The sequence below is a fragment of the Streptomyces sp. CA-294286 genome (assembly GCF_050947155.1).
Taxonomy (GTDB): domain Bacteria; phylum Actinomycetota; class Actinomycetes; order Streptomycetales; family Streptomycetaceae; genus Streptomyces.
This window is the reverse complement of the sequence record NZ_CP192005.1, coordinates 2,072,757-2,098,818: the sequence shown is the minus strand read 5'-3', so window position 1 is coordinate 2,098,818 and position 26,062 is coordinate 2,072,757. Positions and strand designations below refer to the sequence as shown.

The 26,062-nt window shown below is 72.5% G+C and carries 22 protein-coding genes; 12 read left to right on the top strand and 10 right to left on the bottom strand.

Annotated features, from left to right (window positions below; genetic code table 11):
• Positions 1-74 precede the first annotated feature (74 nt).
• Positions 75-1,949: a GMC family oxidoreductase N-terminal domain-containing protein gene (locus ACQPZG_RS13910; RefSeq protein WP_433546118.1), complete on the top strand. Its 1,875-nt coding sequence runs from the start codon at positions 75-77 to the stop codon at positions 1,947-1,949.
• Between the two features lie 265 nt (positions 1,950-2,214).
• On the opposite strand, the gene ACQPZG_RS13905 is transcribed toward ACQPZG_RS13910, so the two are convergent.
• Both ACQPZG_RS13905 and ACQPZG_RS13900 read right to left on the bottom strand, forming a co-directional pair.
• On the bottom strand, positions 2,215-3,216 hold the full coding sequence (locus ACQPZG_RS13905) for an LAETG motif-containing sortase-dependent surface protein (RefSeq protein ID WP_433546117.1): 1,002 nt from the start codon (positions 3,214-3,216) through the stop codon (positions 2,215-2,217).
• A gap of 465 nt (positions 3,217-3,681) precedes the next feature.
• Complete coding sequence (locus ACQPZG_RS13900; RefSeq protein ID WP_433546116.1) at positions 3,682-3,993, bottom strand: chorismate mutase; 312 nt, start codon at positions 3,991-3,993, stop codon at positions 3,682-3,684.
• 314 nt (positions 3,994-4,307) lie between these two features.
• Here ACQPZG_RS13900 and guaA point away from each other — a divergent pair, with 314 nt between their 5' ends.
• The 4 genes from guaA (at position 4,308) to ACQPZG_RS13880 (ending at position 8,663) form a co-directional block, all read left to right on the top strand.
• Positions 4,308-5,885 (top strand): glutamine-hydrolyzing GMP synthase, encoded by a 1,578-nt coding sequence (gene guaA / locus ACQPZG_RS13895; protein ID WP_433546115.1) that lies wholly within the window; start codon positions 4,308-4,310, stop codon positions 5,883-5,885.
• A gap of 125 nt (positions 5,886-6,010) precedes the next feature.
• Positions 6,011-6,619 carry a Uma2 family endonuclease gene (locus ACQPZG_RS13890; protein WP_433546114.1) on the top strand — a complete coding sequence of 203 codons (609 nt, stop codon included), beginning with the start codon at positions 6,011-6,013 and terminating at the stop codon, positions 6,617-6,619.
• A 128-nt stretch (positions 6,620-6,747) separates the two neighbouring features.
• Positions 6,748-8,037: a hypothetical protein gene (locus ACQPZG_RS13885; protein ID WP_433546113.1), complete on the top strand. Its 1,290-nt coding sequence runs from the start codon at positions 6,748-6,750 to the stop codon at positions 8,035-8,037.
• Positions 8,038-8,138: 101 nt separating this feature from the next.
• Positions 8,139-8,663: a DoxX family protein gene (locus tag ACQPZG_RS13880; RefSeq protein ID WP_433546112.1), complete on the top strand. Its 525-nt coding sequence runs from the start codon at positions 8,139-8,141 to the stop codon at positions 8,661-8,663.
• Here the strand turns inward: ACQPZG_RS13880 and ACQPZG_RS13875 are convergent.
• Both ACQPZG_RS13875 and ACQPZG_RS13870 read right to left on the bottom strand, forming a co-directional pair.
• Complete coding sequence (locus ACQPZG_RS13875; RefSeq protein WP_433546111.1) at positions 8,570-8,833, bottom strand: hypothetical protein; 264 nt, start codon at positions 8,831-8,833, stop codon at positions 8,570-8,572. The two genes, ACQPZG_RS13880 and ACQPZG_RS13875, sit on opposite strands and share 94 nt — an antisense overlap.
• Entirely contained in the window at positions 8,820-10,193 is a 1,374-nt protein-coding gene (locus ACQPZG_RS13870; protein ID WP_433546110.1) for a PspC domain-containing protein, read from the bottom strand. Before ACQPZG_RS13870 ends, ACQPZG_RS13875 begins: the two co-directional genes overlap by 14 nt.
• Positions 10,194-10,346: 153 nt before the next feature.
• Here ACQPZG_RS13870 and ACQPZG_RS13865 point away from each other — a divergent pair, with 153 nt between their 5' ends.
• From ACQPZG_RS13865 to ACQPZG_RS13855, 3 genes are all read left to right on the top strand, one after another.
• Entirely contained in the window at positions 10,347-11,651 is a 1,305-nt protein-coding gene (locus ACQPZG_RS13865) for a PspC domain-containing protein (RefSeq protein ID WP_433546109.1), read from the top strand.
• Positions 11,648-12,358, top strand: a complete 711-nt coding sequence (locus ACQPZG_RS13860) for a LuxR C-terminal-related transcriptional regulator (protein ID WP_433546108.1) — start codon at positions 11,648-11,650, stop codon at positions 12,356-12,358. Before ACQPZG_RS13865 ends, ACQPZG_RS13860 begins: the two co-directional genes overlap by 4 nt.
• A 90-nt stretch (positions 12,359-12,448) precedes the next feature.
• Positions 12,449-13,567, top strand: coding sequence for an alpha/beta hydrolase (locus tag ACQPZG_RS13855; protein ID WP_433546107.1), 1,119 nt, complete (start codon positions 12,449-12,451; stop codon positions 13,565-13,567).
• A gap of 6 nt (positions 13,568-13,573) precedes the next feature.
• Here the strand turns inward: ACQPZG_RS13855 and ACQPZG_RS13850 are convergent, their stop codons facing one another.
• Both ACQPZG_RS13850 and ACQPZG_RS13845 read right to left on the bottom strand, forming a co-directional pair.
• Complete coding sequence (locus ACQPZG_RS13850; protein WP_433546106.1) at positions 13,574-13,729, bottom strand: hypothetical protein; 156 nt, start codon at positions 13,727-13,729, stop codon at positions 13,574-13,576.
• A gap of 86 nt (positions 13,730-13,815) precedes the next feature.
• Positions 13,816-14,901, bottom strand: a complete 1,086-nt coding sequence (locus ACQPZG_RS13845; RefSeq protein WP_433546105.1) for an NlpC/P60 family protein — start codon at positions 14,899-14,901, stop codon at positions 13,816-13,818.
• A 358-nt stretch (positions 14,902-15,259) separates the two neighbouring features.
• On the opposite strand from ACQPZG_RS13845, the gene ACQPZG_RS13840 reads away from it, so the two are divergent.
• Complete coding sequence (locus ACQPZG_RS13840) at positions 15,260-15,613, top strand: hypothetical protein (RefSeq protein WP_433546104.1); 354 nt, start codon at positions 15,260-15,262, stop codon at positions 15,611-15,613.
• 128 nt (positions 15,614-15,741) lie between these two features.
• Positions 15,742-18,213, top strand: coding sequence for a DNA helicase PcrA (pcrA, locus tag ACQPZG_RS13835; protein ID WP_433546103.1), 2,472 nt, complete (start codon positions 15,742-15,744; stop codon positions 18,211-18,213).
• A gap of 75 nt (positions 18,214-18,288) precedes the next feature.
• Here pcrA and ACQPZG_RS13830 read toward each other — a convergent pair whose 3' ends face one another.
• The gene (locus tag ACQPZG_RS13830) at positions 18,289-19,929 is read right to left on the bottom strand and encodes a M23 family metallopeptidase (protein ID WP_433546102.1); all 1,641 of its coding nucleotides are present in this window, start codon (positions 19,927-19,929) and stop codon (positions 18,289-18,291) included.
• Positions 19,930-20,186: 257 nt separating this feature from the next.
• Positions 20,187-21,095, bottom strand: coding sequence for an esterase/lipase family protein (locus ACQPZG_RS13825; protein ID WP_433546101.1), 909 nt, complete (start codon positions 21,093-21,095; stop codon positions 20,187-20,189).
• Between the two features lie 495 nt (positions 21,096-21,590).
• On the opposite strand from ACQPZG_RS13825, the gene ACQPZG_RS13820 reads away from it, so the two are divergent.
• Entirely contained in the window at positions 21,591-21,998 is a 408-nt protein-coding gene (locus tag ACQPZG_RS13820; protein WP_185028146.1) for a cobalamin B12-binding domain-containing protein, read from the top strand.
• 27 nt (positions 21,999-22,025) lie between these two features.
• On the opposite strand, the gene ACQPZG_RS13815 is transcribed toward ACQPZG_RS13820, so the two are convergent.
• Positions 22,026-23,873, bottom strand: a complete 1,848-nt coding sequence (locus ACQPZG_RS13815; RefSeq protein ID WP_433546100.1) for a DUF5691 domain-containing protein — start codon at positions 23,871-23,873, stop codon at positions 22,026-22,028.
• A 107-nt stretch (positions 23,874-23,980) separates the two neighbouring features.
• The gene (locus ACQPZG_RS13810; RefSeq protein WP_433546099.1) at positions 23,981-25,375 is read right to left on the bottom strand and encodes an SWIM zinc finger family protein; all 1,395 of its coding nucleotides are present in this window, start codon (positions 25,373-25,375) and stop codon (positions 23,981-23,983) included.
• Between the two features lie 129 nt (positions 25,376-25,504).
• Between ACQPZG_RS13810 and ACQPZG_RS13805 the strand changes: the two genes are divergently transcribed.
• Positions 25,505-25,954 carry an MmpS family transport accessory protein gene (locus ACQPZG_RS13805; RefSeq protein WP_433546098.1) on the top strand — a complete coding sequence of 150 codons (450 nt, stop codon included), beginning with the start codon at positions 25,505-25,507 and terminating at the stop codon, positions 25,952-25,954.
• Positions 25,955-26,062 lie beyond the last annotated feature (108 nt).

The following is a 26,062-nucleotide window of genomic DNA, read 5'->3' as shown; positions in this document are numbered from 1 at the left end:
GGGCGGGGCTACGAGCCCCGCCCCGCCCGCCGCGTGTCGCGCCCCCACTCACTGCCCAGGAACGAGGAGTGCACGTGCCACAGGAGAGCTCCGCCCACCCCCGGGACGCGGCCGCGAAGGCGAGCGAACCCGACAGCGCCCCGTACGACGAGGCCCCGTACGACTACGACGTCCTCGTCGTCGGCTCCGGCTTCGGCGGCGCGGTCGCCGCGCTCCGGCTCACCGAGAAGGGCTACCGCGTCGGCGTCCTGGAGGCCGGACGGCGGTTCACCCGCGACACCCTGCCCAAGAGCTCCTGGGACCTGAGGAACTACCTGTGGGCCCCCGCGCTCGGCCTGTTCGGGATCCAGCGCGTCCACCTGCTGGGGAATGTCATGGTCCTGGCCGGCGCGGGCGTCGGCGGCGGCTCACTGAACTACGCCAACACCCTCTACGTGCCGCCGGCCCCCTTCTTCGAGGACCCGCAGTGGGCGGGCATCACCGACTGGAAGGACGAGCTCGCCCCGTACTACGACCAGGCCGAGCGGATGCTGGGCGTGCGCCTCAACCCGACCATGACGCCCTCCGACGTCCACCTGAAGGCGGCCGCCGAGGCGATGGGGGTGGGGGACACCTTCCACCTCGCTCCGGTGGGCGTCTTCTACGGCGACGGGCGGGACGCCGGCGGTTCCCCGACGACTGGACCCGGCGAGGAGGTGCCCGACCCGTACTTCGGCGGCCGGGGCCCGGCCCGCAGGGCCTGCACCGAGTGCGGCGAGTGCATGACGGGCTGCCGCCACGGCGCGAAGAACTCCCTCACCGAGAACTACCTCCACCTCGCCGAGCGGGCCGGCGCCGTCATCCACCCCATGACGTCCGTCCTCGGCGTCGCCGAGCACCCCGACGGCGGCCACCGCGTCGCCACCGCCCCCACCGACGCCCGCCGCAAGGGCACCCGCAAGGTCTTCCGCGCCCCCCACGTGGTGATCGCGGCGGGCACGTACGGCACCCAGACCCTCCTGCACACCATGAAGGACGGCGGGCACCTGCCGCGCCTCTCGTCCCGGCTCGGCGAGCTGACCCGCACCAACTCCGAGGCCCTGGTGGGCTCCCAGACCACCGACCGCCGCTACCGCAAGGCGCACGGCGCGCAGCTCGGCACCTCCGACGGTTCGGGGAAGGTCGACTTCACCCGCGGCGTCGCCATCACGTCGTCCATCCACCCGGACGCGCACACCCACATCGAGCCGGTCCGCTACGGCAAGGGCTCCAACGCGATGGGGACGATGTCCATCCTCCAGGTGCCGTACGCGCGGAAGTTCCCACGCGTGCTCGGCTGGGTCGCCCACGTGCTCCGCCATCCGACGCAGGCCGCCCGCTCGCTCTCCAACCACCGCTGGTCGGAGAAGACCATCATCGGCCTCGTCATGCAGTCGCTGGACAACTCGCTGACCACGTACCGCAAACCGGACGGCATCGGCAAGGGCCTGCTCACCGCCCGCCAGGGCCACGGCGCCCCCAACCCCAAGCAGATACCCGAGGCGACCCGTGCGGCGTCCCTGCTCGCCAAGGAGATCAACGGCTTCGCGGGGAGCAACGTCGGTGAGCTGATGGGCACCCCGCTCACCGCGCACTTCCTCGGCGGCTGCCCGATCGGCGCGAGCGCGGAGGAGGGCGTCATCGACCCCTACCACCGGCTCTACGGTCACCCGGGCATCTCGGTCGTCGACGGCTCGGCCGTCTCCGCCAACCTGGGCGTCAACCCCTCCCTCACCATCACCGCGCAGGCCGAGCGGGCGATGTCCCTGTGGCCCAACAAGGGCGAGCAGGACCCGCGTCCGGTCCAGGGCGAGGCGTACCTGCGGCTCGCCCCGGTGGAGCCGAAGCACCCGGCCGTTCCGGCGGAGGCGTTCGGCGCGCTCCGGCTGCCGCTGCTGGCCGTCCCGCCCGTGCCGCCGAAGAAGCCGTAGGCCGAGCGGGCCGCACCGCAGGAACCACCGGCCGCCCGAAAGACCCGCCACGCACACATCCGGCCTCGCGCAGAGCCGGCCTCGCGTACATCCGTCACGCGTACATCCGTCACGCGTACACCCGGGCACGCGCACACCCGAGCACGCGGACCCGGTCACACAGAACCCGGGCACGCGGACCCCGGGCACGCAAAGAGGCTGCATTCCCCTCCGAATGCAGCCTCTTCGCGCTACCCGGTACCCGGTCGGTCAGGTACCCGTGCGGTTACGCCTCGGACTTGCGACGACGCACGACGAACAGCGCACCCGCACCGAGCGCGACGGCCGCGCCGCCCGCGAGGGCGAACATCGGCAGCTGCGAGGACGAGCCGGTCTCCGCCAGGCTGCCGGTGACCTGCGGCACGGTGCCCGTGGTCGGCTTGCCGCTGGGCAGCGGCGTCTTGCCGCCTTCCTGCGGCTTGGTGCCGGCCGTGTCCGTACCGGCCTTGACGATCTGGAACTTGTACGAGGTCTCGCCGAAGCCGAAGCACTCCGACTCCTCGTCCAGGTACGCGCCGCCGCCGAGCGAGAAGCCCGCACCGGCCGGAGCGCCCGCCTTGACGTTGAGGCGCAGCTTGACGTCGACCTCGAAGTCGGGCGCGAGGCTGTCGGTCTCGCCCACGTAACCGGCGCTCTGGCCGTCCTCGCTGATCGAGTACCAGGTCTTCGAGGTCTCGTCGTACGCCTGGAGCTCGACCTGCTTGGTGGTGAAGAGGTTCTCGCCCAGCGCGTCGGAGGAGGCGCCCGCGAAGAAGGCCACGCCGTCCAGGGTGCGGTCGGACTTGTTCAGGATGTTCATGTTGAACGAGTGCCAGCCGCTGCCCGCGGCGATCTTGCCGGGCAGGCCGCTGATCGAGACGTCGATCAGGGGCTCCTCGCACAGCAGGTCGTCGCCCTCGCCCGGGTTCTCCGAGGGGGTCGGGGTCGGCGTGCCGGAAGGCGTCTTGCTGGGCGTGGTGGCCGCGGGCGAGCTCGGCGTGGTCTCCGGCGACTTGGTCGGAGTTCCCGGCGTCTGCGTCGGCGTCGTCTCGACGCTCTCCGTCGCGTCCGGGGTGGCCGTGGCGGGCGGCGTGACCGGAGGCGTGGGCGTGCCGCTCGGGCTCACCGTCTCGCCGGCGGTCGGGGTGGGCGTGGGGGTGGTCGCGTAGGCGGCGGGCGCCGACAGCAGCGCGACCGGAGCTATGACAGCCGTGGCGGCCGCGAGGGCCAGGGAACGGCGGAGCTTCATGGGACCTCAGAAAGTCTGGCGCGCCTGCATGGGGGACGCGGCACGAGATGTGAGGGGCCTGCGATGCGGGAGCACATCGACGAGTCCCGAGGTGACAGCAGGGGAGACCCGTGGCCAAGGGGAAAGGTTGTACCCGGACTCACAGGATCTTTACGTGATCCCCGTCACAGGTCGGCGTGTCCCCTGTCGACCGGCTCCGGGCGTCCCCGGAGCCGACCGCCTGGGGCGACCGGTGCGGCTGTCCCCTGCCGTCCGGTCGCACGCTGGGGCGAGGTCCCACGACGCAGGGGCCGGAGCCCGTGCGTCACACGCCCCAGCCGAGGCCACGCGTGGCACCGGGACCAACGAAGCCGCCCGCGGTCCGGTCACGCGCCGTACGGGTGACCGCGGGAACGCACGCGCCCCGCCGCCGCACCGTGCCCCCCGCCGGGGCCCCCGGCCGGGGGCCCTGCCGGGCGCGGGCGTTCAGACGCGCCCGCGGCAGAGTTCGAGCAGCGTCATCGCCAGCCTCGTGCCGGGCTTCCCGAGCGCGTCCCCGAAGTGGCCGAGGACCTCCATCTCGCGGGACAGGTTGACCCGGCGGCCACCGGAGGTGATCCGGGCCTCCTGGATGACCGCCGAGACCGCCATGCGCTCCTGGACGAGGCCGATGATCCGGTCGTCGAGGGCGTCGATGCGTTCGCGGGCGCCGGTGATGAGGGCGGCGGCGTCCTCGGTGCGGGCGCCCGTGACGTCGGTGGCCGTGGCGGGGAGGGTCGTCGGGGTGGTGGCGCTCATGTCCGTGCTCCAGGGGTGTCGGGGGAGCGCCCTGCGGGCCACCAGGACCGGAAACGACAGAGCGCCCCGGGCCTGATCGGCCCGGGGCGCCTGGGAAGTCGCTTGTCAGTTGCTACAAGCAGCACGACCGTGGCAGCCGGACGGGCCGGATGCCATAGGTAAAGACGGAGGTCTGGTGCTTGCGCATGGCCCCAGTATCGCCCCACGCGCGCGGGGCGCGTCAACCCGGCTCGTACGGTGAGACGAAGCGGGCACCGCCGGTCCCGGTAGAATCGACGTCACCGACCCCCGCTCCCACCGCCGGAAGGCCGCCAGTGTCATCTGCGTCCCCCGCTGCCGCGCCCGACGCCGTTCTCGTCGTCGACTTCGGTGCCCAGTACGCCCAGCTCATCGCCCGCCGCGTCCGCGAGGCCCGGATCTACAGCGAGATCGTCCCGAGCACCATGCCGGTGGCCGAGATGCTGGCCAGGAATCCCAAGGCGATCATCCTTTCCGGCGGACCCTCCTCGGTGTACGCCGAAGGCGCCCCGTCCATCGACCGCGCCCTCTTCGAGGCCGGGGTCCCGGTGTTCGGCATGTGCTACGGCTTCCAGGCCATGGCCACCACGCTCGGCGGCACCGTCGACGACAACGGCGCCCGCGAGTACGGCCGCACGCCGCTGAAGGTCACCCGCTCCGGCTCCACCCTCTTCGAGGGCACCCCCGACGAGCAGTCGGTGTGGATGTCGCACGGCGACGCGTGCTCCGCCGCTCCCGAGGGCTTCACCGTCACCGCGTCCACGGACGTCGTGCCGGTCGCCGCCTTCGAGAACGACGAGAAGAAGCTCTACGGCGTCCAGTACCACCCCGAGGTCATGCACTCCACGCACGGCCAGCAGGTCCTGGAGCACTTCCTCTACCGCGGCGCGGGCATCGAACCCACCTGGACGACCGGCAACGTCATCGAGGAGCAGGTCGCCCTCATCCGCGAGCAGGTCGGCGACAAGCGCGCCATCTGCGGCCTGTCCGGCGGCGTGGACTCCGCGGTCGCCGCGGCCCTCGTCCAGAAGGCCATCGGCGACCAGCTGACCTGCGTCTACGTCGACCACGGCCTGATGCGCAAGGGCGAGACCGAGCAGGTCGAGAAGGACTTCGTCGCCGCGACCGGCGCCCGCCTGGTGGTCGTCGACGCCCAGAAGCGCTTCCTCGACGCACTGGCCGGCGTCTCCGACCCGGAGACCAAGCGGAAGATCATCGGCCGCGAGTTCATCCGCGTCTTCGAGCAGGCGCAGCTGGAGATCATGCAGGAGGAGGGCCCCGACGTCGCCTTCCTGGTGCAGGGCACCCTCTACCCGGACGTCGTCGAGTCCGGCGGCGGCACCGGCACCGCGAACATCAAGTCCCACCACAACGTGGGCGGTCTCCCCGACGACATCGAGTTCGAACTCGTCGAGCCGCTGCGCCAGCTGTTCAAGGACGAGGTCCGGATGGTCGGCCAGGAGCTCGGCCTGCCCGACGAGATCGTCCAGCGCCAGCCCTTCCCCGGCCCCGGCCTGGGCATCCGCATCGTCGGCGAGGTCACCAAGGACCGCCTGGACCTGCTGCGCGAGGCCGACGCCATCGCCCGCGAGGAGCTGTCGGCGGCCGGTCTGGACCGCGAGATCTGGCAGTGCCCGGTCGTGCTGCTCGCCGACGTGCGCTCGGTGGGCGTGCAGGGTGACGGCCGCACCTACGGCCACCCGATCGTGCTGCGCCCGGTGTCCTCCGAGGACGCCATGACGGCGGACTGGACGCGCATGCCGTACGACGTGCTGGCGAAGATCTCCACGCGCATCACCAACGAGGTGGCGGACGTCAACCGGGTCGTGCTCGACGTGACGAGCAAGCCGCCGGGGACGATCGAGTGGGAGTAATCCCCCTGCTCGGGCCTGCTTGAGGTCAACGCCGATGCCGTCGCTCATTCGTTTGGGCGGCGGCATTGTCGTATCCGCTGGGTACGCTCAGTCGACAGGCGAGACTCCGTCCCATGGGAGCAATCATGAGCGCCGCACGTGACTACGGGCTGCCCGAGGACTACGAGTGGCCCCGCCCTCCCGCGGGCGGCTGGCTGGCGGACGACCTCGACACACTCCCGAATCTGCCTCCGCACACGGAGCTGATCGACGGGATCCTCGTTTTCATGAGTCCGCAGACCCGCTTCCACAGCCGCACCGTTCTTCTGTTGGAGACGGCCCTGTGGGACCAGGCCCCCGAGCATCTGGAGGCCATCCGGGAGATGACCGTCAGACTGGACGACCGGAACAGGCCGGAGCCCGATGTGCTCGTGGTGCCGGTGGTCGCGGATTCCGGGCCGCGGCAGACCAGCTTCCGTGCGTCGGACGTCGTCCTCGCCGTCGAAGTCGTCTCCGACGAGTCCCGCGACCGCGACCGCGAGGTCAAGCCCCGCAAGTACGCCGCCGCCGGCGTCCCGCACTTCTGGCGCGTGGAGGAGAACGAGGGCCTGCCGGTCGTCTACGTCTACGAACTCGACCCCGCGCTCAAGGCGTACGTCCCGACCGGAATCCACCACCGCACCCTGAAGCTGGACGTCCCGTACCCGATCGGGATCGACCTCACCGCGATCGACCGCCGCCGCACCTCCCGCTGACCCCGCCGTCACCCCGCCGCCACCTGCCCGCGGGCCGCACGCGCCTTTCGGTACGGCACAATTCCCGTGCGGGACATGGACGTTCACCCGTCGTGGGTGGCTCGGGCAGGGAAAGGGCGGCAGGTGTCGTGGCAGTGCAAGAGGCGAGACAGAGCACGCACGACAGCGGGCACAGTACGGGGCACGGCGGAGGCTGCGTCTGCGGCGACTGCCCCAGCGGCGCGCGCGAGGGTCACCGGCGTGCGGTCGCCGCCTTCCTCGCCAAACGCGACGAGCTCGCCGCCGGGGGTGGGCTGCCCGCCGCGGTCGCCCACTCGGCCGGCGCCTCCCGGCAGTGGGTGTCGGACGAGCTGACGCAGTCCGCGCGGGACGTCGCCGAGCGGGCGCGGGAGGCGGGCGACGTGTGGCTGCGGCTGCTGTGGCGCCGGACGCTGCTGGTGGTGTGGGGGGCCGTGGTGGCCCTCGCGCTGGTCCAGGCGTTCACCGCCATCGGCACGGGCTGGACGCTCGCCCGTACCGCGGGGCTGGTGGCCGCCGTCGTGACCGCCGCCCTGCTGACGGCCGCCGCGCGGGTGCACCGCGCGCGCGGCGGGCTGCTCGCACCGCTGATCGGCGAGGACAACCGGCTCTCCACCTCGCGCACCGTCGCCGCCTGCTGGATCCTGCTGGCCGTCTTCGCGGTGCTGGTGCTCGCCGTGCAACTGGCCGGGGCGTCCCGCCCCGGCCACCGGGACGCGCTGATCGCGGGACTCGACCTGGCCCGGGGCGCCGGCGTGCTGACCGTCCTCGCGCTGACCTGCGCGATCGCCGTGGTGGTACGTCGGGTGGTCGGCGTACGGGTGCGGAAGCAGACCCTCCAGAAGGTCCGGGCGGACCGGCCGCGCGTGGCCGACCTGCTGACGGACGACTCCGGACGCGGGAACTTCGGCGACGTGCAGTTCGTCCTCGTGTCGGCCGTCGCCGTCGCCTTCGCCGCCGTACGGCTCGCCCGGCGGCCGGAGCAACTGCCGGACCTGCCCTGGGGACTGGCCCTGCTGGTGGCGGTGTCCGCGGCGACGTACTTCGCCGGGAAGTACGCGGAGGGCGGCCGTCCGGTCGTGCTGTCCGTCGTACGGGCCAGGGAGGCGGGCGACCTCGACGGCCCGATCCGCACGGGCGACGACATCGAGATCCGGGGCGCCGGATTCGTGCCCCCCGGGGCGCAGACCCCGGACCGGCTGGCGCGGATGGTCGTGCGGATCGGGACGGTCCACGTCCACGTGCCGCTGGTGCCGGTGCCGGGCGGCTTCGCGAATCCGACGGACAGCGCGCTGACCGTGCCGGTACCGGTCGAGGTGGAGCCGGGACGGGTCGCCGTGCAGGTGGTGACAGCGGCGGGCGTCGAGACGAACCGCTGCGAGATCGACGTCACGGACTGACCCCGGCGATCCCGCCGCACCCGCTGAGCCCCGCCCCCGCGTCGAACGTAGGGTCAGGAGACGGGACGTGAGGCACAGCGCGAGGAAGGCGGGGCCGGAGCATGGCATACGGCGGATACGGGACGGGCGGCACACGCGCGTACGGGACGAACGAACCGCGGGGCTGGAAGCACACCGCCGGCCGCTTCGCCCTGCTCCCGCTGCGCGTGTTCCTCGGCGTCACCTTCCTCTACGCGGGCCTCGACAAGCTCACCGACAGCGCCTTCCTGTCGGCGAGCGGCAACGGTTCGATCGGGCAGGTGATGAGCTCGGTGCGCGACGGTTCGGCCGTGCCGTGGCTCGTCGACCTGGCGCTCAAGGCCCCCGAGGGCTTCGGCTACGCCCTCGCGGTCGCGGAACTCCTCGTCGGGCTCGCCACCCTGCTGGGGATATTCGGGCGGGTGGCGGCCGTCGGCGGGGCGCTGATCTCGCTCAGCCTGTGGCTCACCGTCAGCTGGCAGACCACCCCGTACTACTACGGCAACGATTTGGCCTACCTGATGGCGTGGCTGCCGCTGGTGCTCGCCGGGTCGTCGGTCTTCTCGCTGGACGCGATGCGCGCCCTGCACCGCCGACGGATGCCGTAGCCGATCAGTGCGGCGACCGCCGCGACGACGAGGCCGCCGCACAGCACCGGGATCGGCGTCCACCAGGGGGTGTCCCAGGCCCCCGACTCGTCGGCGCCGTACACGGCTACGACGGTCAGGAAGGTCAAACCCAGGACCGCGCGGCCCGGCAGGAAGTCATGGCGCGGCACGCTGCACCTCCAGTTGTCCGACGCCCAGTTCGAGGCGGAGCGTGATCGTTCCGGCCGGCTCCGCGCCCGGGGGCGGCGGCAGGGTGCGCGTCTCCCGCCGGTCGGTGTGCACGTCGATGTCGTCCGGCCGCTGGTCGGGGAGCTGGATGTCACCCATGCCGACCTCCATGGTGACCTCGACGGTGACGTCGTGGGGGACGATCACGCGCAGCACGCCCGCGCCGACCTCGGCGCCGGTGGCCAGGGTGGTGCCCGGCGGCACGGTCACGGCACCGAGGTCGAGCCGGCCCTCGCCGGCGCCGAGTTCGTACAGCGGCTGGACCGCTTCGACGCCCGCCGGACGCCAGCTCTCGACGCCCCAGTGGGCGGTGATGTCCTTGGGGATCGTCGTGGCGGCCGCCAGCAGACCGGCGGTGAGCAGCGCCAGGAGGATCGTTCCGACGCCGACCCGGCCGAAGAACGACGCGAGGACCAGCCCGAGGCCGAACACCGCGAGCGCGCAGGCCAGTCCGACGGAGAGGCTGGTGCCCAGCGGGTGCGAGTGCCAGAGCGCCGCCGTGGCCGCCCCTCCGGCGATCAGGGCGACGAGGAAGGTGGGTCCGCCGAGGGAGCGGGGGCGCGGGTCCCGTGCGCGGGCCGAGGGCACGAGGCCGTCCTTCGCTGGGCGGCGGTCGGCCGGCAGCGCCTCGGGAGGCCCCCAGAGGTAGCCGTACGGAACGGGGCCCGTGGTGCCGTCCTTGACGATCGGGTCGCGCCACCAGGACGGGGCGCCGGGGACCGGCGGGGCCTTCGTCTCGGGGGGCGCGGCGACGTCGGCGACCTGGGCGGCGCCCGGCTCGTCGGAGACGGCGGCCGCCCGGCGCTGCCGGGACCAGACGGTGCTGACCCCCACGACCAGCAGGAGCATGACGGAGAAGCCGAACGCGCCGCCGTTGTGCAGCAGCGAGAGGAACATGCCGCAGCCGAGCAGCGCGAGGAGCACGGCGATCAGCGCGGGCCCGTCGACACGGCCGGTCAGCAGCCGCTTGGCCTCGTTCTCGTCGTCGCCCTCCAGCGGGATCAGCAGCCAGGCGAAGCCGTACGCGATCAACCCGATGCCGCCGGTCACGGCGGTCACCCCGAGCACGACGCGGAAGATCACCGGGTCGACGTCGAAGTACCGGCCCAGCCCGCCGCAGACGCCGCCGACGGTCCTGTGCCGCCTGTTGCGCCGCAGCCGCGGGGGGGACTCGGCGACGGAGTCGGCCGTGGCGGCCCCCGCGGCTGCGCCCGGGGCGTCCGCCTGACCGGGGCCGCCCGCCGGGCCGCCCGTCCGGTCCGGCCGGGTGCCCGCCGTCGCTTCGTCGTGGACTTCTGTCATACGCCCCATGGTGACCGGCATCCGCGGCCTGCGGCACCTGGGGCGACCCTGGCTGATCCCTGATTTCCGCAGGTCGCACCCCGCGGTTTCCCTGAGGGGAATCGGGGGTCTTCCCCCATGTGCCGGGCCCGGTCACCGTGTGACCATCGAGTCATGTCGTCCCTCGCCCCGAGCCGCCGAGCGGCCCGCACGCCCGCCTCCGAGCAGGAACCGGCGGAGCCGCCGCCGCGCAAGCTCTACCGCAGCGCGGACGGGCGGATGCTCGGCGGGGTCGCGCGGGGCCTGGCGGGGCACCTGGGGCTGCCGGTGGCCTGGGTGCGGATCGCGTTCCTCGCGCTGTTCCTGACGCAGGGGCTGGGCGCGCTGGTCTACGCCGTGTTCTGGTTCGTCGTGCCGCTGGGCGTCGGCGGAGTGGGGGCCGAGCCGCGCAGTGCCTTCGAGACGCTGCCGGACGGGCGGCGCAGGCTGCGGATGCCCGACAAGGGGCAGGTCGCCGCGCTCGTCGCGGTGTGCGTCGGGGCCGCGATCTTCATCGGCAACGTCGACACGGCGGGGTCGGGCCGGTACGTGTGGCCGCTGCTGCTGACCGGGGCGGGCGTCGTGCTCGTCTGGCGGCAGGCCGACAACGCCCGCCGGGCGCACTGGGCGGAGGCCGACAGCGGACGCCGTCGGATGCTCCAGGTGATGCGCGGCCTCGCCGGCGTCGCCCTGGTCGGGGTCGGCTTCACCGTCTTCCTGGTCGTCCGGGGCTCCGCCGCGCAGCTCGGCAACGTCCTGACGGCCGCCCTCGCGGTGGTCGTCGGGGTCGGACTGCTGGCCGGTCCGTACTTGGTCCGCATGACGCAGGACCTGTCGGAGGAGCGCCTGATGCGCATCCGCGCCCAGGAGCGGGCCGAGGTCGCCGCCCACGTCCACGACTCCGTCCTGCACACCCTCACCCTGATCCAGCGCAACGCGGACGACGGCTCGGAGGTGCGCCGCCTCGCGCGTGCCCAGGAGAGGGAGCTGCGCAACTGGCTGTACAGGCCCGAAGGCACCGGCAAGGACGAGTCGGAGGAACCCGCCACCCTCGCCGACGCGGTGAAGCGGGCCGCGGCCGAGGTCGAGGACAAGCACGGGGTGCCCCTGGAGGTCGTGGTGGTCGGCGACTGCCCCCTCGACGAGAAGCTGGCCGCCCAGATGCAGGCCGCGCGCGAAGCGATGGTGAACGCCGCCAAGTACGGTGGCGAGGGCGGCGCGGTGCAGGTCTTCGCGGAGGTCGAGGGCCGCCTGGTCTTCGTGTCCGTACGCGACCGGGGGCCCGGCTTCGACCTCGACGCCATACCGGCCGACCGGATGGGCGTACGAGAATCGATCATCGGCCGGATGGAACGCAACGGCGGCAGCGCACGGCTGCGTTCCGCGCCCGACGGGGGCACGGAAGTCGAGCTGGAGATGGAGAGGGCGGCGGACTCATGACCGAACAGGGCGCACAGGCCACGGAGGGACAGGGGCAGGGCCCCGACCGGCAGGTACGGGTGGTGCTGGTCGACGACCACCGGATGTTCCGTACCGGAGTGCAGGCCGAGATCGGGCAGACCGCCACCACCGGCGTCGAGGTGGTCGGCGAGGCCGCCGACGTCGACCAGGCGGTCACCGTCATCACGGCGACCCGGCCCGAGGTGGTCCTCCTCGACGTGCACCTGCCCGGCGGCGGCGGGGTGGAGGTGCTGCGCCGGTGCGCGCCGCTGATGTCGGACGCGGAGCGCCCCGTGCGCTTCCTGGCGCTGTCGGTGTCGGACGCGGCGGAGGACGTCATCGGGGTCATCCGGGGCGGCGCGCGCGGTTACGTCACCAAGACGATCACCGGGGCCGACCTGATCGACTCGGTGTTCCGGGTGCAGGACGGGGACGCGGTGTTCTCGCCGAGGCTCGCGGGTTTCGTCCTGGACGCGTTCGCCTCGACGGACGCGCCGCCGGTCGACGAGGACATGGACCGGCTCACCCAGCGGGAGCGCGAGGTGCTGCGGCTGATCGCGCGCGGCTACGCGTACAAGGAGATCGCCAAGCAGCTGTTCATCTCCGTGAAGACGGTCGAGTCGCACGTCTCCGCGGTGCTGCGCAAGCTCCAGCTCTCCAACCGGCACGAGCTGACCCGCTGGGCGACCGCGCGGCGGCTCGTCTGAGGCACGGGCCGCAGGTCGGACGTGAAGCTCGGGACAGGGGCGTGACGCCGAGCAACCCCGGAGCGGGATCGCCCCTCTAGTACCCATGTGATGAGTCTGACCGGCACCCCCTTCCTCGTGACCGCGGCATGCCTCCTCGTGGTCGCGTTCGTGCTGCCCCTGGCGCTGTGGAGCCGACTGCGCGGACCCGCGGTCGTGCGCGGCGGCACCCGCGTGCTGATGCTGCTGTTCGCGCAGATCACGGCCATCACGGTGGTCTTCGTCGCGGTCAACAACGCCAACGGGCTGTACGACACCTGGGACGACCTGCTGGGCACCGGCGACCACGCGGGCGTCGCCGCCGACCTCGGCCCCGACGGCACGGGCGGCCAGAAGCTGTCCGAGCAGCCGAAGCAGCCGGCCCGCTTCACACCGGTCACCGACGCCAAGATGGGCGAGGGCGTGCAGGTCACCGAGCTGAGGGGCCGGATATCCGGTGTCGAGGGCGAGGTGTACGTGTGGCTGCCGCCGCAGTACGACGATCCGGCGTACCGCGACAAGAAGTTCCCGGTGGTCGAGCTGCTGCCCGGCTACCCCGGCTCCGCGAAGGCGTGGTTCGGTGCCCTTGAGGTGAACAGGCAGCTGAAACCGCTCATGGAGCAGGGCAAGGTCAAGCCGTTCATCCTGGTCTCGCCGCGCACCCATCTGCTCGGCGACCAGACCGACAGCGGCTGCGCCAACACCCCCGGCAAGGTCAACGCCGAGACGTGGCTGAGCGTCGACGTGCCGAAGATGGTCTCCGACACCTTCCGCGCCTCCGACAAGGCCGCGGACTGGGCGGTCGGCGGGTACTCGGCAGGCGCCCACTGCGCCGCCAAGCTGGCCGTCGCCCACCCCGACCGCTACCGGGCGGGCGTGAGCCTCTCCGGCTTCAACGACCCCAACGGCGAACCCGCCGCGCTCACCGCGGCGACGCCGGAGCTGCGGCGCGCCCACAACCCGTACCTGCTCCTGAAGAAGGCCACCGACGCGCGCAAGCCGCCGCGCACCGCCCTGTTCGTCTCCGGTGCGGCGGGCGACGGCTACGAGAGCGGCGTCGCGCTGAAGAGCGTGGCGAAGGAGCCGACCACCGTACGGGTGGTGAAGCTGTCCGGGCCCCACGGCACCAGCGTGTGGAAGCAGCAGGTGCCGGAGGTGTTCCGGTGGCTCTCGGAGCAGGTGGGCAGGTAGCGGGGGTCAGTACCTGCGCCCGCCCGTCCGGCCGCCGCGCAGCTTGCCCAGCAAGCTCCTGGCCTGAGCACGGCGTCGCGGGTCGGACGCCTGGCGGCGGATGGCGCGCTGCCCCTGCGGACTGCGTGCGAAACTCTTGAGCTTGTTGATGATGCCCGGCATGGCTGTTCCTCCGGTCGTCTCGTGCGCCGTGGAGGTCACGGCCCTTGCCGGACGTGTACCCGCCCCCGAACCGCTGATGCGGCCCCTCACGCGGGTCGTGTCATGCCGGTCAGCGGCATCTCGTCGATCGGGGCGATGCGGACCGGGGCACCGGGCCGCGGGGCGTGGATCATCCTGCCGTCGCCGATGTACAGGCCGACGTGCGTGATGCCGGAGTAGAAGAACAGCAGGTCTCCCGGTGCCAGCTGGGAACGCGAGAGGCGCTGTCCCGCGTTGATCTGGGTGTACGTGGTGCGGGGCAGGGCGACGCCCGCGGACCGCCAGGCGGCCTGGGTCAGGCCCGAGCAGTCGAAGGAGGAGGGGCCGGTGGCGCCCCAGACGTAGGGCTTTCCGAGCGCGCCGTAGGCGAACGCGACGGCCTGCGCGGCGCGGGCGTTGGGGGCTCGGGTGCCGCCGCGGGGGAGATCGGCGCGCGCGCCGCGGTCGGCCCGGTCGCCGTCCGTCCCGCCGTGCCCGTCCCGGGCGGCGTACGCGGCCCGGTCGGCGGCGGTGAGGCTGGCGAGCAGCGTCTCGGCGTCGGCGATCTTCCCCTGGATCGTCGCCTTGTGCTTCTTCAGCTCGGCCCGCGCGGCGGTGAGTTCGGCGAAGCGCCGGTCGGCGCTCCCGCGCAGCCTGGCCACCTCGGCGGCCTGCCGCTGTGCGCCCCGCACCGTGACGGCCTGCCGGTCGCCCGCCCGTCCGGCGAGCGCGGCGCGCTCCAGGTACCGGTCGGGGTCCGAGGTCAGCGCGACCTGGAGCGCGGGATCGAGGCCGCCGGTGCGGTACTGCGCCGTGGCCAGCGCACCGAGCGCGTCGCGCGCCGCGTTGAGCCGTTCCGTCCTGCGTGCCGCTTCGTCCCGCAGCGCGTCCAGCGACCTCTTCGTCCGCTCCGACTTCTCCTTGACGCCGTTGTACGCCTCGGTGGTGGCCTCCGCGTCGTGGTACAGCCTGTCGATCCTCGACGTGAGCTGGGCCGCGGTGGGCGCCGGTTCCGCCTGGGCGGCGCCCTCCAGCGCGGTGGTTCCGGCGGCTCCCGCCAGAGCGAGGGTGACCGCGGCGGTGCGGGCGGAGCGGGCGCGGCGTGCGGTGCTGCCGATGAGCGAGCGCTGCTTGGGCTTACGGTGCGCTGCCACGAGGGCGTTCACGTCCTTCCACGGTGCGTCCGTCGCGTACGCGGGTTCCGTACGCGTCCGGCGGCGGTCCCGTACGGGAAACGGGACCGCCGCCGGATGTATGGGGCGACGGCGGCCGACCTCCGCCCCGGGGCCGGGACGGAGGCGGGGAGTCGGCCACCTGGGGAGGGACGCTAGGCGCGCGTGCCGCGGCACGGCCTTCGAATGCCCGCTACTGAACGAAAGTGGTGAGTCCTTGATCACCGTTGACTGCCGTCCCCCCTGCGGAATCACCACTGCCGCCCGCTCCGTGGCCAAAGGGGCCGAAGCGTTCGCCCTGGCGCGGGGAGCCTGCTAAGCCCTGGCTAAGCTCCGTGCCATGGACGTACTCCTCCACTTCTTCGTGGCCCTGCACATCATCGGCATCGCCTCGCTCCTGGGTGGCTTCCTCACCCAGATGAAGGCGATGGGCGCGGGCACCGCCCGCTTCGGTCCTGCGATGCTGCACGGAGCGCTGCTCATGCTGATCACGGGCATGATCCTGGTCGGCGTCAACGAGGCTCAGGGCCACGCCCTCAACCACGTCAAGATCGGCATCAAGCTGGCGATCCTCGTGGTGATCCTGGGCATCGTCTACGTCAAGCGCGACGAGGAGAAGGCGGAGAAGGGCCTGTTCGCCGCGGTCGGCGCACTGACGACGCTGAACGTCTTCCTCGCCGTCCTCTGGGTCTGACCTCGCGCTCCGCGGACCGGCGGGAGGCCGCCCGCCGCCCGCCCGCCGCCCGCCCACGCGCCGGTCACCGTCCGTGATGGCCGATTCCGGGACCGGTTGTCAGTGGCTCCGCCTAGACTCGGTGGACGATGAGCAGCCTCTTTGACGACAGTTTCTTGGCCGACCTCCAGTCCAAGGACGACTCGCCCCCGCCGCCCCCGGAGGACACCGACGCAGGCGTACCTCCGGAGGAGGTTCCGCACGACCTGTTCGCAGGCGCGTTCGACGGTCCGCCCCCGCCGAGGGACGCGTACTACCGCGACGGCGCGCCCCGTCCGGTCGTCGACCCCGCGGCACTGCTCGACGGGCTGAACGACAACCAGCGCGCCGCCGTCGTGCACGCCGGGTCGCCGCTGCTCATCGTGGCCGGAGCCGGTTCCGGCAAGACCCGGGTGCTCACCCACCGCATCGCGCACCTGCTCGCGGCCCGCGGCGTGCACCCCGGCCAGATCCTGGCGATCACCTTCACCAACAAGGCCGCCGCCGAGATGAAGGAGCGCGTCGAGGCCCTGGTCGGCCCGCGCGCGAACGCGATGTGGGTGTCCACCTTCCACAGCGCCTGCGTGCGCATCCTGCGCCGCGAGTCCAAGAAGCTGGGCTTCACCTCGTCCTTCTCGATCTACGACGCCGCCGACTCCAAGCGCCTGATGGCCCTGGTCTGCCGCGACCTGGACCTCGATCCGAAGAAGTTCCCGCCGAAGTCCTTCAGCGCCAAGGTCTCCAACCTCAAGAACGAACTGGTGGACGAGGAGACCTTCGCCGGACAGGCCGTCGACGGTTTCGAGAAGACGCTCGCCCAGGCGTACGCGATGTACCAGTCCCGCCTCCGCGAGGCGAACGCGCTGGACTTCGACGACATCATCATGACCACGGTGCACCTGCTCCAGGCGTTCCCCGACGTCGCCGAGCACTACCGGATGCGCTTCAGGCACGTCATGGTCGACGAGTACCAGGACACCAACCACGCCCAGTACACGCTGGTACGGGAACTGGTCGGCCCGTCCGGGCCCACCGACGCCCCCGGCGAACTGTGCGTCGTCGGCGACGCCGACCAGTCGATCTACGCCTTCCGCGGCGCGACGATCCGCAACATCCTCCAGTTCGAGGAGGACTACCCGGACGCCAAGACGATCCTCCTGGAGCAGAACTACCGCTCCACCCAGACGATCCTCACCGCCGCCAACGCCGTCATCGAGCGCAACGAGAACCGCCGCGCGAAGAACCTCTGGACCGACGCCGGCACCGGCTCCCCGATCACCGGGTACGTCGCCGACACCGAGCACGACGAGGCCCAGTTCATCGCCGAGGAGATCGACCGGCTCACCGACGCGGGCGACGCCAAGGCCGGGGACGTCGCCGTCTTCTACCGGACGAACGCGCAGTCCCGCGTCTTCGAGGAGATCTTCATCCGGGTCGGCCTGCCGTACAAGGTCGTCGGCGGTGTCCGCTTCTACGAGCGCAAGGAGGTCCGGGACGTCCTGGCCTACCTCCGCGTGCTGTCCAACCCCGAGGACACCGTCCCGCTGCGCCGCATCCTCAACGTGCCCAAGCGCGGCATCGGCGACCGCGCCGAAGCCATGATCGACGCCCTTTCGCTGCGCGAGCGGATCAGCTTCCCGCAGGCCCTGCGCCGCGTCGACGAGGCGTACGGAATGGCCGCCCGCTCCGCCAACGCCGTCAAGCGTTTCAACACGCTGATGGAGGAGCTGCGTACGATCGTCGAGTCCGGCGCCGGACCCGCCACCGTCCTCGAAGCCGTCCTCGAACGCACCGGCTACCTCGCCGAGTTGCAGGCATCCACCGACCCCCAGGACGAGACCCGCATCGAGAACCTCCAGGAACTCGCCGCCGTGGCCCTGGAGTTCGAGCAGGAGCGCGAGGGCGAGGACACCGGCACGCTCGCCGAGTTCCTGGAGAAGGTGGCCCTGGTCGCCGACTCCGACCAGATCCCCGACGAGAGCGAGGACGGCTCCGGGGTCATCACCCTGATGACCCTGCACACCGCCAAGGGCCTCGAATTCCCGGTCGTCTTCCTCACCGGCATGGAGGACGGCGTCTTCCCGCACATGCGCTCGCTGGGCAACACCAAGGAGCTGGAGGAGGAGCGCCGCCTCGCGTACGTCGGCATCACCCGCGCCCGCGAACGGCTCTACCTCACCCGCTCCACCATGCGCAGCGCCTGGGGCCAGCCCTCGTACAACCCGGCCTCCCGCTTCCTGGAGGAGATTCCGGACACCCACCTGGAGTGGAAGCGCACCGGCGCGCAGATCCCGGCCGGGCCGGTCTCCGGCTCCAAGGCCGGCGGCGTGGCCGCGTCGCTCTCCTCGTCGCTGTCCCAGTCCCGTGCCCGCGGCGGCCCGTCGGGCTTCGCCACCCGGCGTACGTCCGACAAGCCGGTCATCTCGCTCGCGGTCGGCGACCGGGTCACCCACGACCAGTTCGGCCTCGGCACCGTGGTCACGGTGACCGGCTCCGGTTCGGACGCGCAGGCCACCATCGACTTCGGCGGCGACCGCCCGAAGAAGCTGCTGCTGCGGTACGCACCGGTGGAGAAGCTGTAACCCCTCGCCGTACGCACGGAAGCGGGCCCGCACCGGACGTCCGGCGCGGGCCCGCTTCCGGTGCGGGCCTGCTGGTTACGTGGGGTCGAGCCCCTTGCTGCGGAGCCAGGCCAGCGGGTCGACCGCGGACCCGCCGGCGGGCCGCACCTCGAAGTGCAGGTGTGCGCCGGTGGAGTTGCCGGAGTCGCCCGCGTACCCGATGACGTCGCCCGCCTTCACCGGTCCCGAGCGGATCTTGGTGGTGGAGAGGTGGCAGTACCAGGTCTCGGTGCCCGTCGGGGAGACGACCTTCATCATGTTTCCGTACGCGCTGTTGAACTGGTAGCTGACTTCGCCGTCGGTCGCCGCCATCACCGGCGTGCCGTATCCGACGGGGAAGTCGATGCCGGTGTGCACGGCCGCCCAGTTGACGCCGGCCTGGCCGTAGTACGCGCTGAGGCCGTGCTGCTCGACGGGGAGCACGAACTTCGGGCGGGCGGCCTCCTTGCGGGCGGCCTCCGCGGCCTTGCGCTTGCGCTCCGCGTCCTGCCGCACCTTGAGGTCGATGCGCTCCTGCGTACGGCTGGCGCGGTCGCCGAAGTCGCGGGCGTCGGCGCTCAGTCCGGCGAGCTGGGTGTCGAGCTTGCGGTTGACCGCGACGGCCTTCACGGTGGCCGGGTCGGCGGTGGTCAGGGCGACCGGCTTGGGCTTCGTCTCTTCGGCCCCGGCGACGCCGCTCACGGAGGCGGCGGCGATGCCTGCGACGCCCATGACACAGGCGGAGGGCACGGCGACCTTGATGAAGGCGGAACGCTTGGCGGGCGGGCGGCGGCGGCCGCGGTTCGCGGGGGCTCGGCGGGCGGCACGGGGGCCGGCCGCCACGGGTTCCGGTTCGGGACCGGGGCCGTCCGCGTCGTAGGGGTGGGGCTGCGCGTCGTCGGGGTCGTCGAGGACGGCGGAGAACTCGGCGGTGCTGTAGTCGCCGTCGGCGGCGGAGGAGTCCTCGGGTTCGGGGGTGGCAGCCGGGTTCCAGGCGGAGGCGTCGAAGGCGCCGGTGTCGACGCCGCTCGTCCTGACGTTGCCCCCGTCGAAGCCGCCCGCTTCGAAGCAGTCGCCGTCGCTGGAGTGGGGAGCGCTGGAGTGGGGGCTGCCCGCTTCGAAGGCGCCGGTGTCGAGCCCGCCGGTTTCGAAGGCACCCGCTTCGAAGGTGCCCGATGCGAAGGTGCCCGCGTCGAAGGTGCCGGTGTCGGGGCTCGGGTCGTACGGCTGCCACTGGTGGCCCGAGGAGCTGTCGGCCGCGTAGGCGAACGGGGTCGCGTCGAACTGACCGCTCTCGAAGGGCGCCTGGTGGGCCTGGTGGATCTGGTCCGCCTGGTTCCACGCCTGCGCGTCCCACTGTCCGGTGGTCGGCGCGTCGCCGCTGTCGTAGCCGGTGCCGTAGGAGAGCGGGCCCGACTGGGCGGGGATGTCGGCGGTGGGCCCGTGGTCGCCGAGTCCGGCCCAGCTGCCGGTGGTGTCGTATCCCTGGCTCTGGCCCTGGTCCTGGGCGTGTGCCTGCTGCGAGTGCGCCGCGTAGGCGCCGTACGCGATGTCTCCGTGCGAGCCGGTGTCCCAGGGGGAGGTGTCGTACGTGCCGCTGGGGGTACTGGTACCGGACAGACCGCCGAAGAGGGGGTCGGTCTCGAAGGTGCCGGTGGGGTACGTGTCGTACCCGGCGTGGGGTTGCTGGTCGTTCACCAACGTCTCTCTCGCCTCGGCAGCAGGACCTGTGCCCGGGAGCCCGGGGGCGCCCAGAGTGGAAGCAGTGGCGCGACTGTACCCGGCGGTATGCGACGACGACAATCTCCGGCTGGTTCTGAGCAATCAGGAAACGGGCGATCGGGCGTCTTTTTGGCCGTTGGCGAGCGCGGATATGCGGCTGCGTTCGGCAGATGTTCGAATGTGGGGAGGTCGTGATCACGGCTCTTTCACCGAACGTGCACGGCCCTTGACATTCAAGCGACGGAGACACTTCCCGCGGTGTCGGCGTCGACGTTTTCCCGGCTCTGCAACGCCTGGCGGATTCCGGCTGCGACCGCCGGGTGAACCGGCAGCGCGAGATGACCGATCCCGCTGACCTGCACGTTCCGGGCGATCAGATCGGGGTGGTGGATGCGGGCCGTTTCCACCGGAAGCATTAATTGATCAAGGTCGCTCCAGAAACTCACGAAGCGCGTGCGGCACCCGGGAGCGGGCAGCGCCAGTTCCTCGATCACGGAAGACGCGGGACGCATCTGCCGGACGAGCGGATGGGCACTCATGGGCGGTGCGACGCGTGTTCCCTCGTGCGGAGTTCCGAGCGTGACGAGAGTGCGCACGCGCGTGTCGCCGCCGAGTCGCTGTGCGTAATAGCGGGCGATCAGACCGCCGAGGCTGTGCCCGACGATGTCGACCTCCCGGTGCCCGGTGCGCGCACAGACCTCCTCGACGTGGCGGCCGAGGAGTTCGGCGGCGGCGCGGATATCGCAGGTGAGCGGCGAGTAGTTGAGCGAGGCGAGGTGGCGCCAGCCGTGCCGGGCCAGCGAACGCCGCAGCAGTACGAACACGGAGCGGTTGTCCGCGAACCCGTGGAGCAGAACGACCGGCGGGCGCGCCGGGCAGGGCAGTTCACTCGGTGCCGGTGGCCCGGCCGGAGTGAACGGCTTGGCCGGCAGGGGCGGTCCGGTCGGCCTGGGCGAAGCGTCGGAGGGCTGTTCGGCGGTGAGAGGGCGGCATGACTCCGCGCTGCGTTCCGCCCGTATCCCCGACGGATAGAGCAGCAAGTGCCCGCAGAAAATGGCCAGTTCGAGCGCGGTGGCGCGGAGGAGCGGTGAGGCGGCGGAGAGCGTGGAGGAAGGGAAGGGGGGAAATGGGGGGACCTTCATGGGCGGCCGACCTCCCGAACGGCACACGTGGGGACGGCCTCGATTCCCCTGTGCCCTCATGGGGTGCCGTGCGGAGGCCGGACTGGAGTGGTGGTGGGCCGTACCGCCGTGCCGGAGGCCGGTCCGGAGTGGTGGCGGGTCGGGCCGTATCGCCGTGCCGGGCAGGCCGGTCCGGGGTGGGGGTGGGTTGTACCGCCGTGCCGGGCGGCTGACGGCACGGTGGTACGGCGACCTCGTCGCGGTTCCCCGTGCGCCGTGCCCTCGTGCGGTGGTGGCGGTGCCCGTCCCGTCTTCCTGCTCACCCTGCCGACCGATGCGGATACGACGCTCAGCGAACATGTCCCACGTGTGATTTCCCCCTCTCCCCTCGCCGCGAAACGGTGGCGTGCGGGATGCTGTGGTCAGCGGGATAACGTTCGTTCACTTCCCTGCCCTTCCCGGGGCGGGGGACGTTGCGCGCCAACGGCGGCGCGTGCGTACTGGGAGGCAGCAGCGATGGGTGTTACTGGACCGATCCGTGTGGTGGTCGCCAAGCCGGGTCTCGACGGGCACGACCGTGGGGCGAAGGTCATTGCCCGCGCGCTGCGGGACGCGGGTATGGAGGTCATCTACACCGGCCTGCACCAGACCCCCGAGCAGATCGTGGACACCGCGATCCAGGAGGACGCGGACGCGATCGGCATGTCGATCCTGTCCGGCGCGCACAACACGCTCTTCGTCAAGGTCATCGACCTGTTGAAGGAGCGGGACGCGGCGGACATCAAGGTCTTCGGTGGCGGCATCATTCCCGAGGACGACATCGCGCCGTTGAAGGCGAAGGGCGTGGCGGAGCTGTTCACGCCCGGTGCGACGACGACGCAGATCGTGGAGTGGGTACGGGCGAACGTCCGCGTCGGGGTGTAGCGGGCGCGGCGGTACGGCGGGCGGCGGCTACGGGGCAGTGCCGTCCGGCGCCGTGCCGTCCAGCTCCGCCCGCATGGCGGCCCGCAGCCGGAGCGTTCCCACCAGCCGCTGGAACGCCTCCGACCAGTACCCGCCCGCCCCGGGGGCCGCTCCCTCGGCCTCGTCCGGCGTGGTGGTCAGGACGGCCAGGCGGTCCGCCTCGTCCGGGTCGAGGCAGCGTTCGGCCAGGCCCATCACTCCGCTGAAGCTCCACGGGTAACTCCCGGCGTCCCGCGCGATGTCCAGCGCGTCGACCACTGCCCGCCCCAGCGTCGGCGACCACGGCACCACGCACACGCCCAGCAGCTGGAACGCCTCCGACAGGCCGTGCGCCGACACGAACGCGGCGACCCAGTCGGCCCGCTCCTCGTCCGGCAGGGCGGCCAGCAGCTTCGCCCGTTCGGCGAGCGAGGCCGTGCCGGGGCCGGAGTCGGGCGGCAGGGCGGGCGGGCCGAGCAGGGCTCGCGCCCACTGCGCGTCGCCCTGCCGTATCGCGGCCCGGCACCAGGCGGCATGCAGTTCCTCCTGCCAGCCGTCGGAGACGGGCAGCGCGACGACGTCCTGGGCCGTACGGCCGCCGAGGCGTGCCGTCCACGCCCGCAACGGCGCGGACTCCACCAGTTGACCCAGCCACCACGACCTCTCGCCCCGGCCGGCCGGCGGTTTGGCGACGATTCCGTCCCGCTGCATCGCCGCGTCGCACTCGTGCGGCGCCTCCACCACGATGCCGCCGCTGTCGCCGGTGCGGTCGAGGCCGACGCAGGAGGTGGCCCGCGCCGCCATCCGTCCGGCGAACGCGGAGGCGGGCAGCGCGGAAAGGAGTTCGGCGGCCACGGACCGGACGTTGCGGCTGCGGTCCGAAAGCGCCCGTTCCAGGAACTCCTCGTCCGCCGCGCTCAGTCCGGCACGGAACGAATCCAGGAACATCAGCCGGTCTTCGGCCCGCTCGTTCGGCCAGGTCGAAGCCAGGAGGGTGCGCGCGGCGGACGGATCGGCGGCGCGTACGGCACCGAGGAGACCGACCCGTTCGGCGAACAGACCTTCCTCCCAGAGGTTTCGTACGGCTTCCGCGTCCCGTACGTCGGGGAGCGTGGCACCGCCCGCGGTGCCACGCAGGGCGAACTTCCATTCCGGGTTGAGGCGGGCCAGCCACAGGCCGCGCGTTCCCGCGAACTCCAGGGCCTGCGGACGCAGATCGGTGCGGGCACGGGCCGCGTCGAGGAGGGCGGGGAGGAGGGCCGGGGGCGCCTGGAAACGGCGGAGGTTGGCGGCGGCGAGCCACTGCGGGAGGAGCTCCGTCAGGTCGGGGGCGCTGCCGCGGCGGCCCGCGGCCTGGGCGGGGGCGGCGCGGTCGGCGAGGAGCTGGGCGAGTCGGCGTCGGGCGGCGGGAGGGAGCGCGGGACGGGGGTCCGGCGGGGCCACCGGGACGGGAGGTCCGGCGGTGGCGGGGAGCAGGGCTGCCCGGCGGCGAACGGTGTGGAGGGCGGCGGCGTCGAGGAGGACCAGGGGCGGATCCTTGCGGGGGCCGGAACGGGAACGGCGACCGGCGTCAGGGGCGGGGCCGGTACCGGTACCGGGTCCCGTGCCGATGACGGGGCCGGTGCCAGCTTGCGTGCCGGGTCCCGTGCCGGTGACGGGTCCGCTGGCGGTGCCGACGCCCGTGGCAGTGTCCGTGCCCGCACCGGGCCTGGGGGCAGGGGGGCGGCGGTCGGTGCCCAGGAGGGCGGAGGTGACGAGGTCTTCCCAGGTGGGCGTGGCGGAAGCGGAGGTGACGAGGTCTTCCCAGGTGGGCGTGGCGGAAGCAGCAGGGGCGGGCTGGGGGCCGGGGCCGGTCATCGGGTCCCTCCGGGAGAGTGGGCGGGCGCGGTGCGGGCGGCGGTAACGGAGCCGGCCGGGACAGGGAGGACGGGTCGGGTCAGGTCCGTAGGTCGGGTCGGGTCAGGTCAGGTCAGGGGGATGGGGTCGGGAGGGCCGGGGGGCCAGGCGGTGAGGGGGTGGATGCCCTGGGGGGTGAGTTCGGCGAAGACGTCGAGGGGGCTGCCGCCGGAGAGGGCGGCGAGCTTCCACAGGCCGGGCCTGCCCAGGGCCCGGGGCGCGAGGGGGAGGGCCGACCGGCCGTCCGCGTCGACGAGTTGCCAGCCGTCCTTCGTCGGTGCCGGTGTCACCGTGGCCAGCACGACCGGCCAGGACTCCAACCAGGGGTCCTCCCGCAGAGCGCGTCCGTACGCCTCGACCGCGTCCGTGACGCTCCCGCCGGGGGGCGCTCCGGAAGCAGGAAACGGCGGGACGAACTGCTCGCCCAGGGTGGCCCGTAGCTGCCCCGCACCTTCGTGCGGCAGCAACTCGGCGTCGACCACACGTCCCACCGGCAGCGACAGCTCGGGTGCCCGGCCGGCCGCCCCGAAGGACAGCACCAGTGCCGTGCGCCCGCGGTCCTGCCCGTACAGCCAGATCCTGCGCGTGGTGACCTTGCTGTCGGCCTGGTCGTACTGGGCGAGCACCTGCCAGCGGTCGCGGAGCGCCGGGCCGCCGGGGGACGAGGGCAGCCCGACCCTCGTCCGTACGGTCGTCGCGAGCGCGGCCGGCAGGCGTGCGCGGCCGAGCCATGCCTCGTCGAGCAGGTGCAGCAGCGCGCACTCCTCCAGGAGCCGCACGGGCCAGCCGGGTCCCGAGGCGGGGAGGGCGGCCAACTCCCGCACCCGGGCTGCCAGTCCGGGGGCCTGCGCGTCGACCATGCGTGCCGCGGTCTCCTCCCACATCCCGTACCCCGCGTGCTCGGCGGCTGCCAGACCGCCACGCAGCAAGTCCGCCAGCCGTTGCTCCAGCTCCGCGGCGCCCGCACTGATCCGGGCCTCCCGGCGCTCGGCCCGCCGCCTGGCCGCCTCCGGGTCGGCGGTCCGGGCAGCGGCGGGGGCCACGCTCGCCGCCCCCGGTCCCTCCTCCGCGCCCTTCCCCTGCTCCGCGCTCTCCTTCTCCGCCGCCCGCTCCCTGCGGGCGTCGAGCCATTCCGCCGCCCAGTCCGCGGGCGCCGTCTCCCGCGCGACGACCGGATCGTCGGAGGCCCAGAGCAGCAGCAGGCCCAGCGCGTGCTTGCAGGGGAACTTCCGGCTCGGGCAGCTGCACTTGGAGGCGGCCCCCGGGCCCGTCAGGTCCACGACCGTCCGGTACGGCCGGCTGCCGCTGCCCCGGCACAGCCCCCACAGTGCGCCGCTGTCGTCGCTCCCTGCGCCCGACCACGGTGCAGCCGTGGCGAGTCTGCTTCCCGCGTGTGCCGACGCGGCGTCAGGAGCCAGTGCCAGCACCTGTTCCGCCGTCCGTCGGACCCCCAGCTGATTCATGTCCCCGACGGTAGACGCCACCACTGACAATCGCTCTGACCTGCGGGGCGACCGGTCGATTGCTTGACTTCGCCCGGCCTTTGCGCTTCTGTGCGAGCTCCGCACTTCCTGATCCGGGGGACCCCAGAGATGAACCGCACTTCCCGCACCGCTACTTGCGCCGCGGCCGTCACGGCCCTCCTGTTCGGTCTCGGCGCATGCGCCGGGGTGGAGGAGGCCGTGAAGGCGGGCGCTTCCCAGGGGGCGGAGAAGGCGGCCGACGAGCTGCTCATGACGCCTTACGACGTGACGTACGAGGTCAGCGGCAAGGACGTCGTGCTGATCAAGTACACCGGCGGCAAGGGCACGGACCTCGCCCCGGAGGAGGACACGGTCGACAAGCCGGCCGTCCCGTGGCAGAAGACCGTCACGCTCAAGGGCGCCATGCCGCCCTCCGTCATGCCCGAGATCGCCGACATGCTCAAGACCGACGCCGACATCGCCTGCAAGATCGTCTACAAGGGCAAGGTGCTGGCCGAGGCCAAGGGGCAGAAAGCGGTGATGGGCGGCTGCATCGCCGCCGCGCCGATGAACAGGTGACCGGCGACTCCCTGTCCCGAAGTGCGCGCAGGCATCCGGTATTTGGGCTCTGACCTGCGACGACGCTTGATTGTCAGTGGCATGGTGCACCGTGGAAACCACATCCGG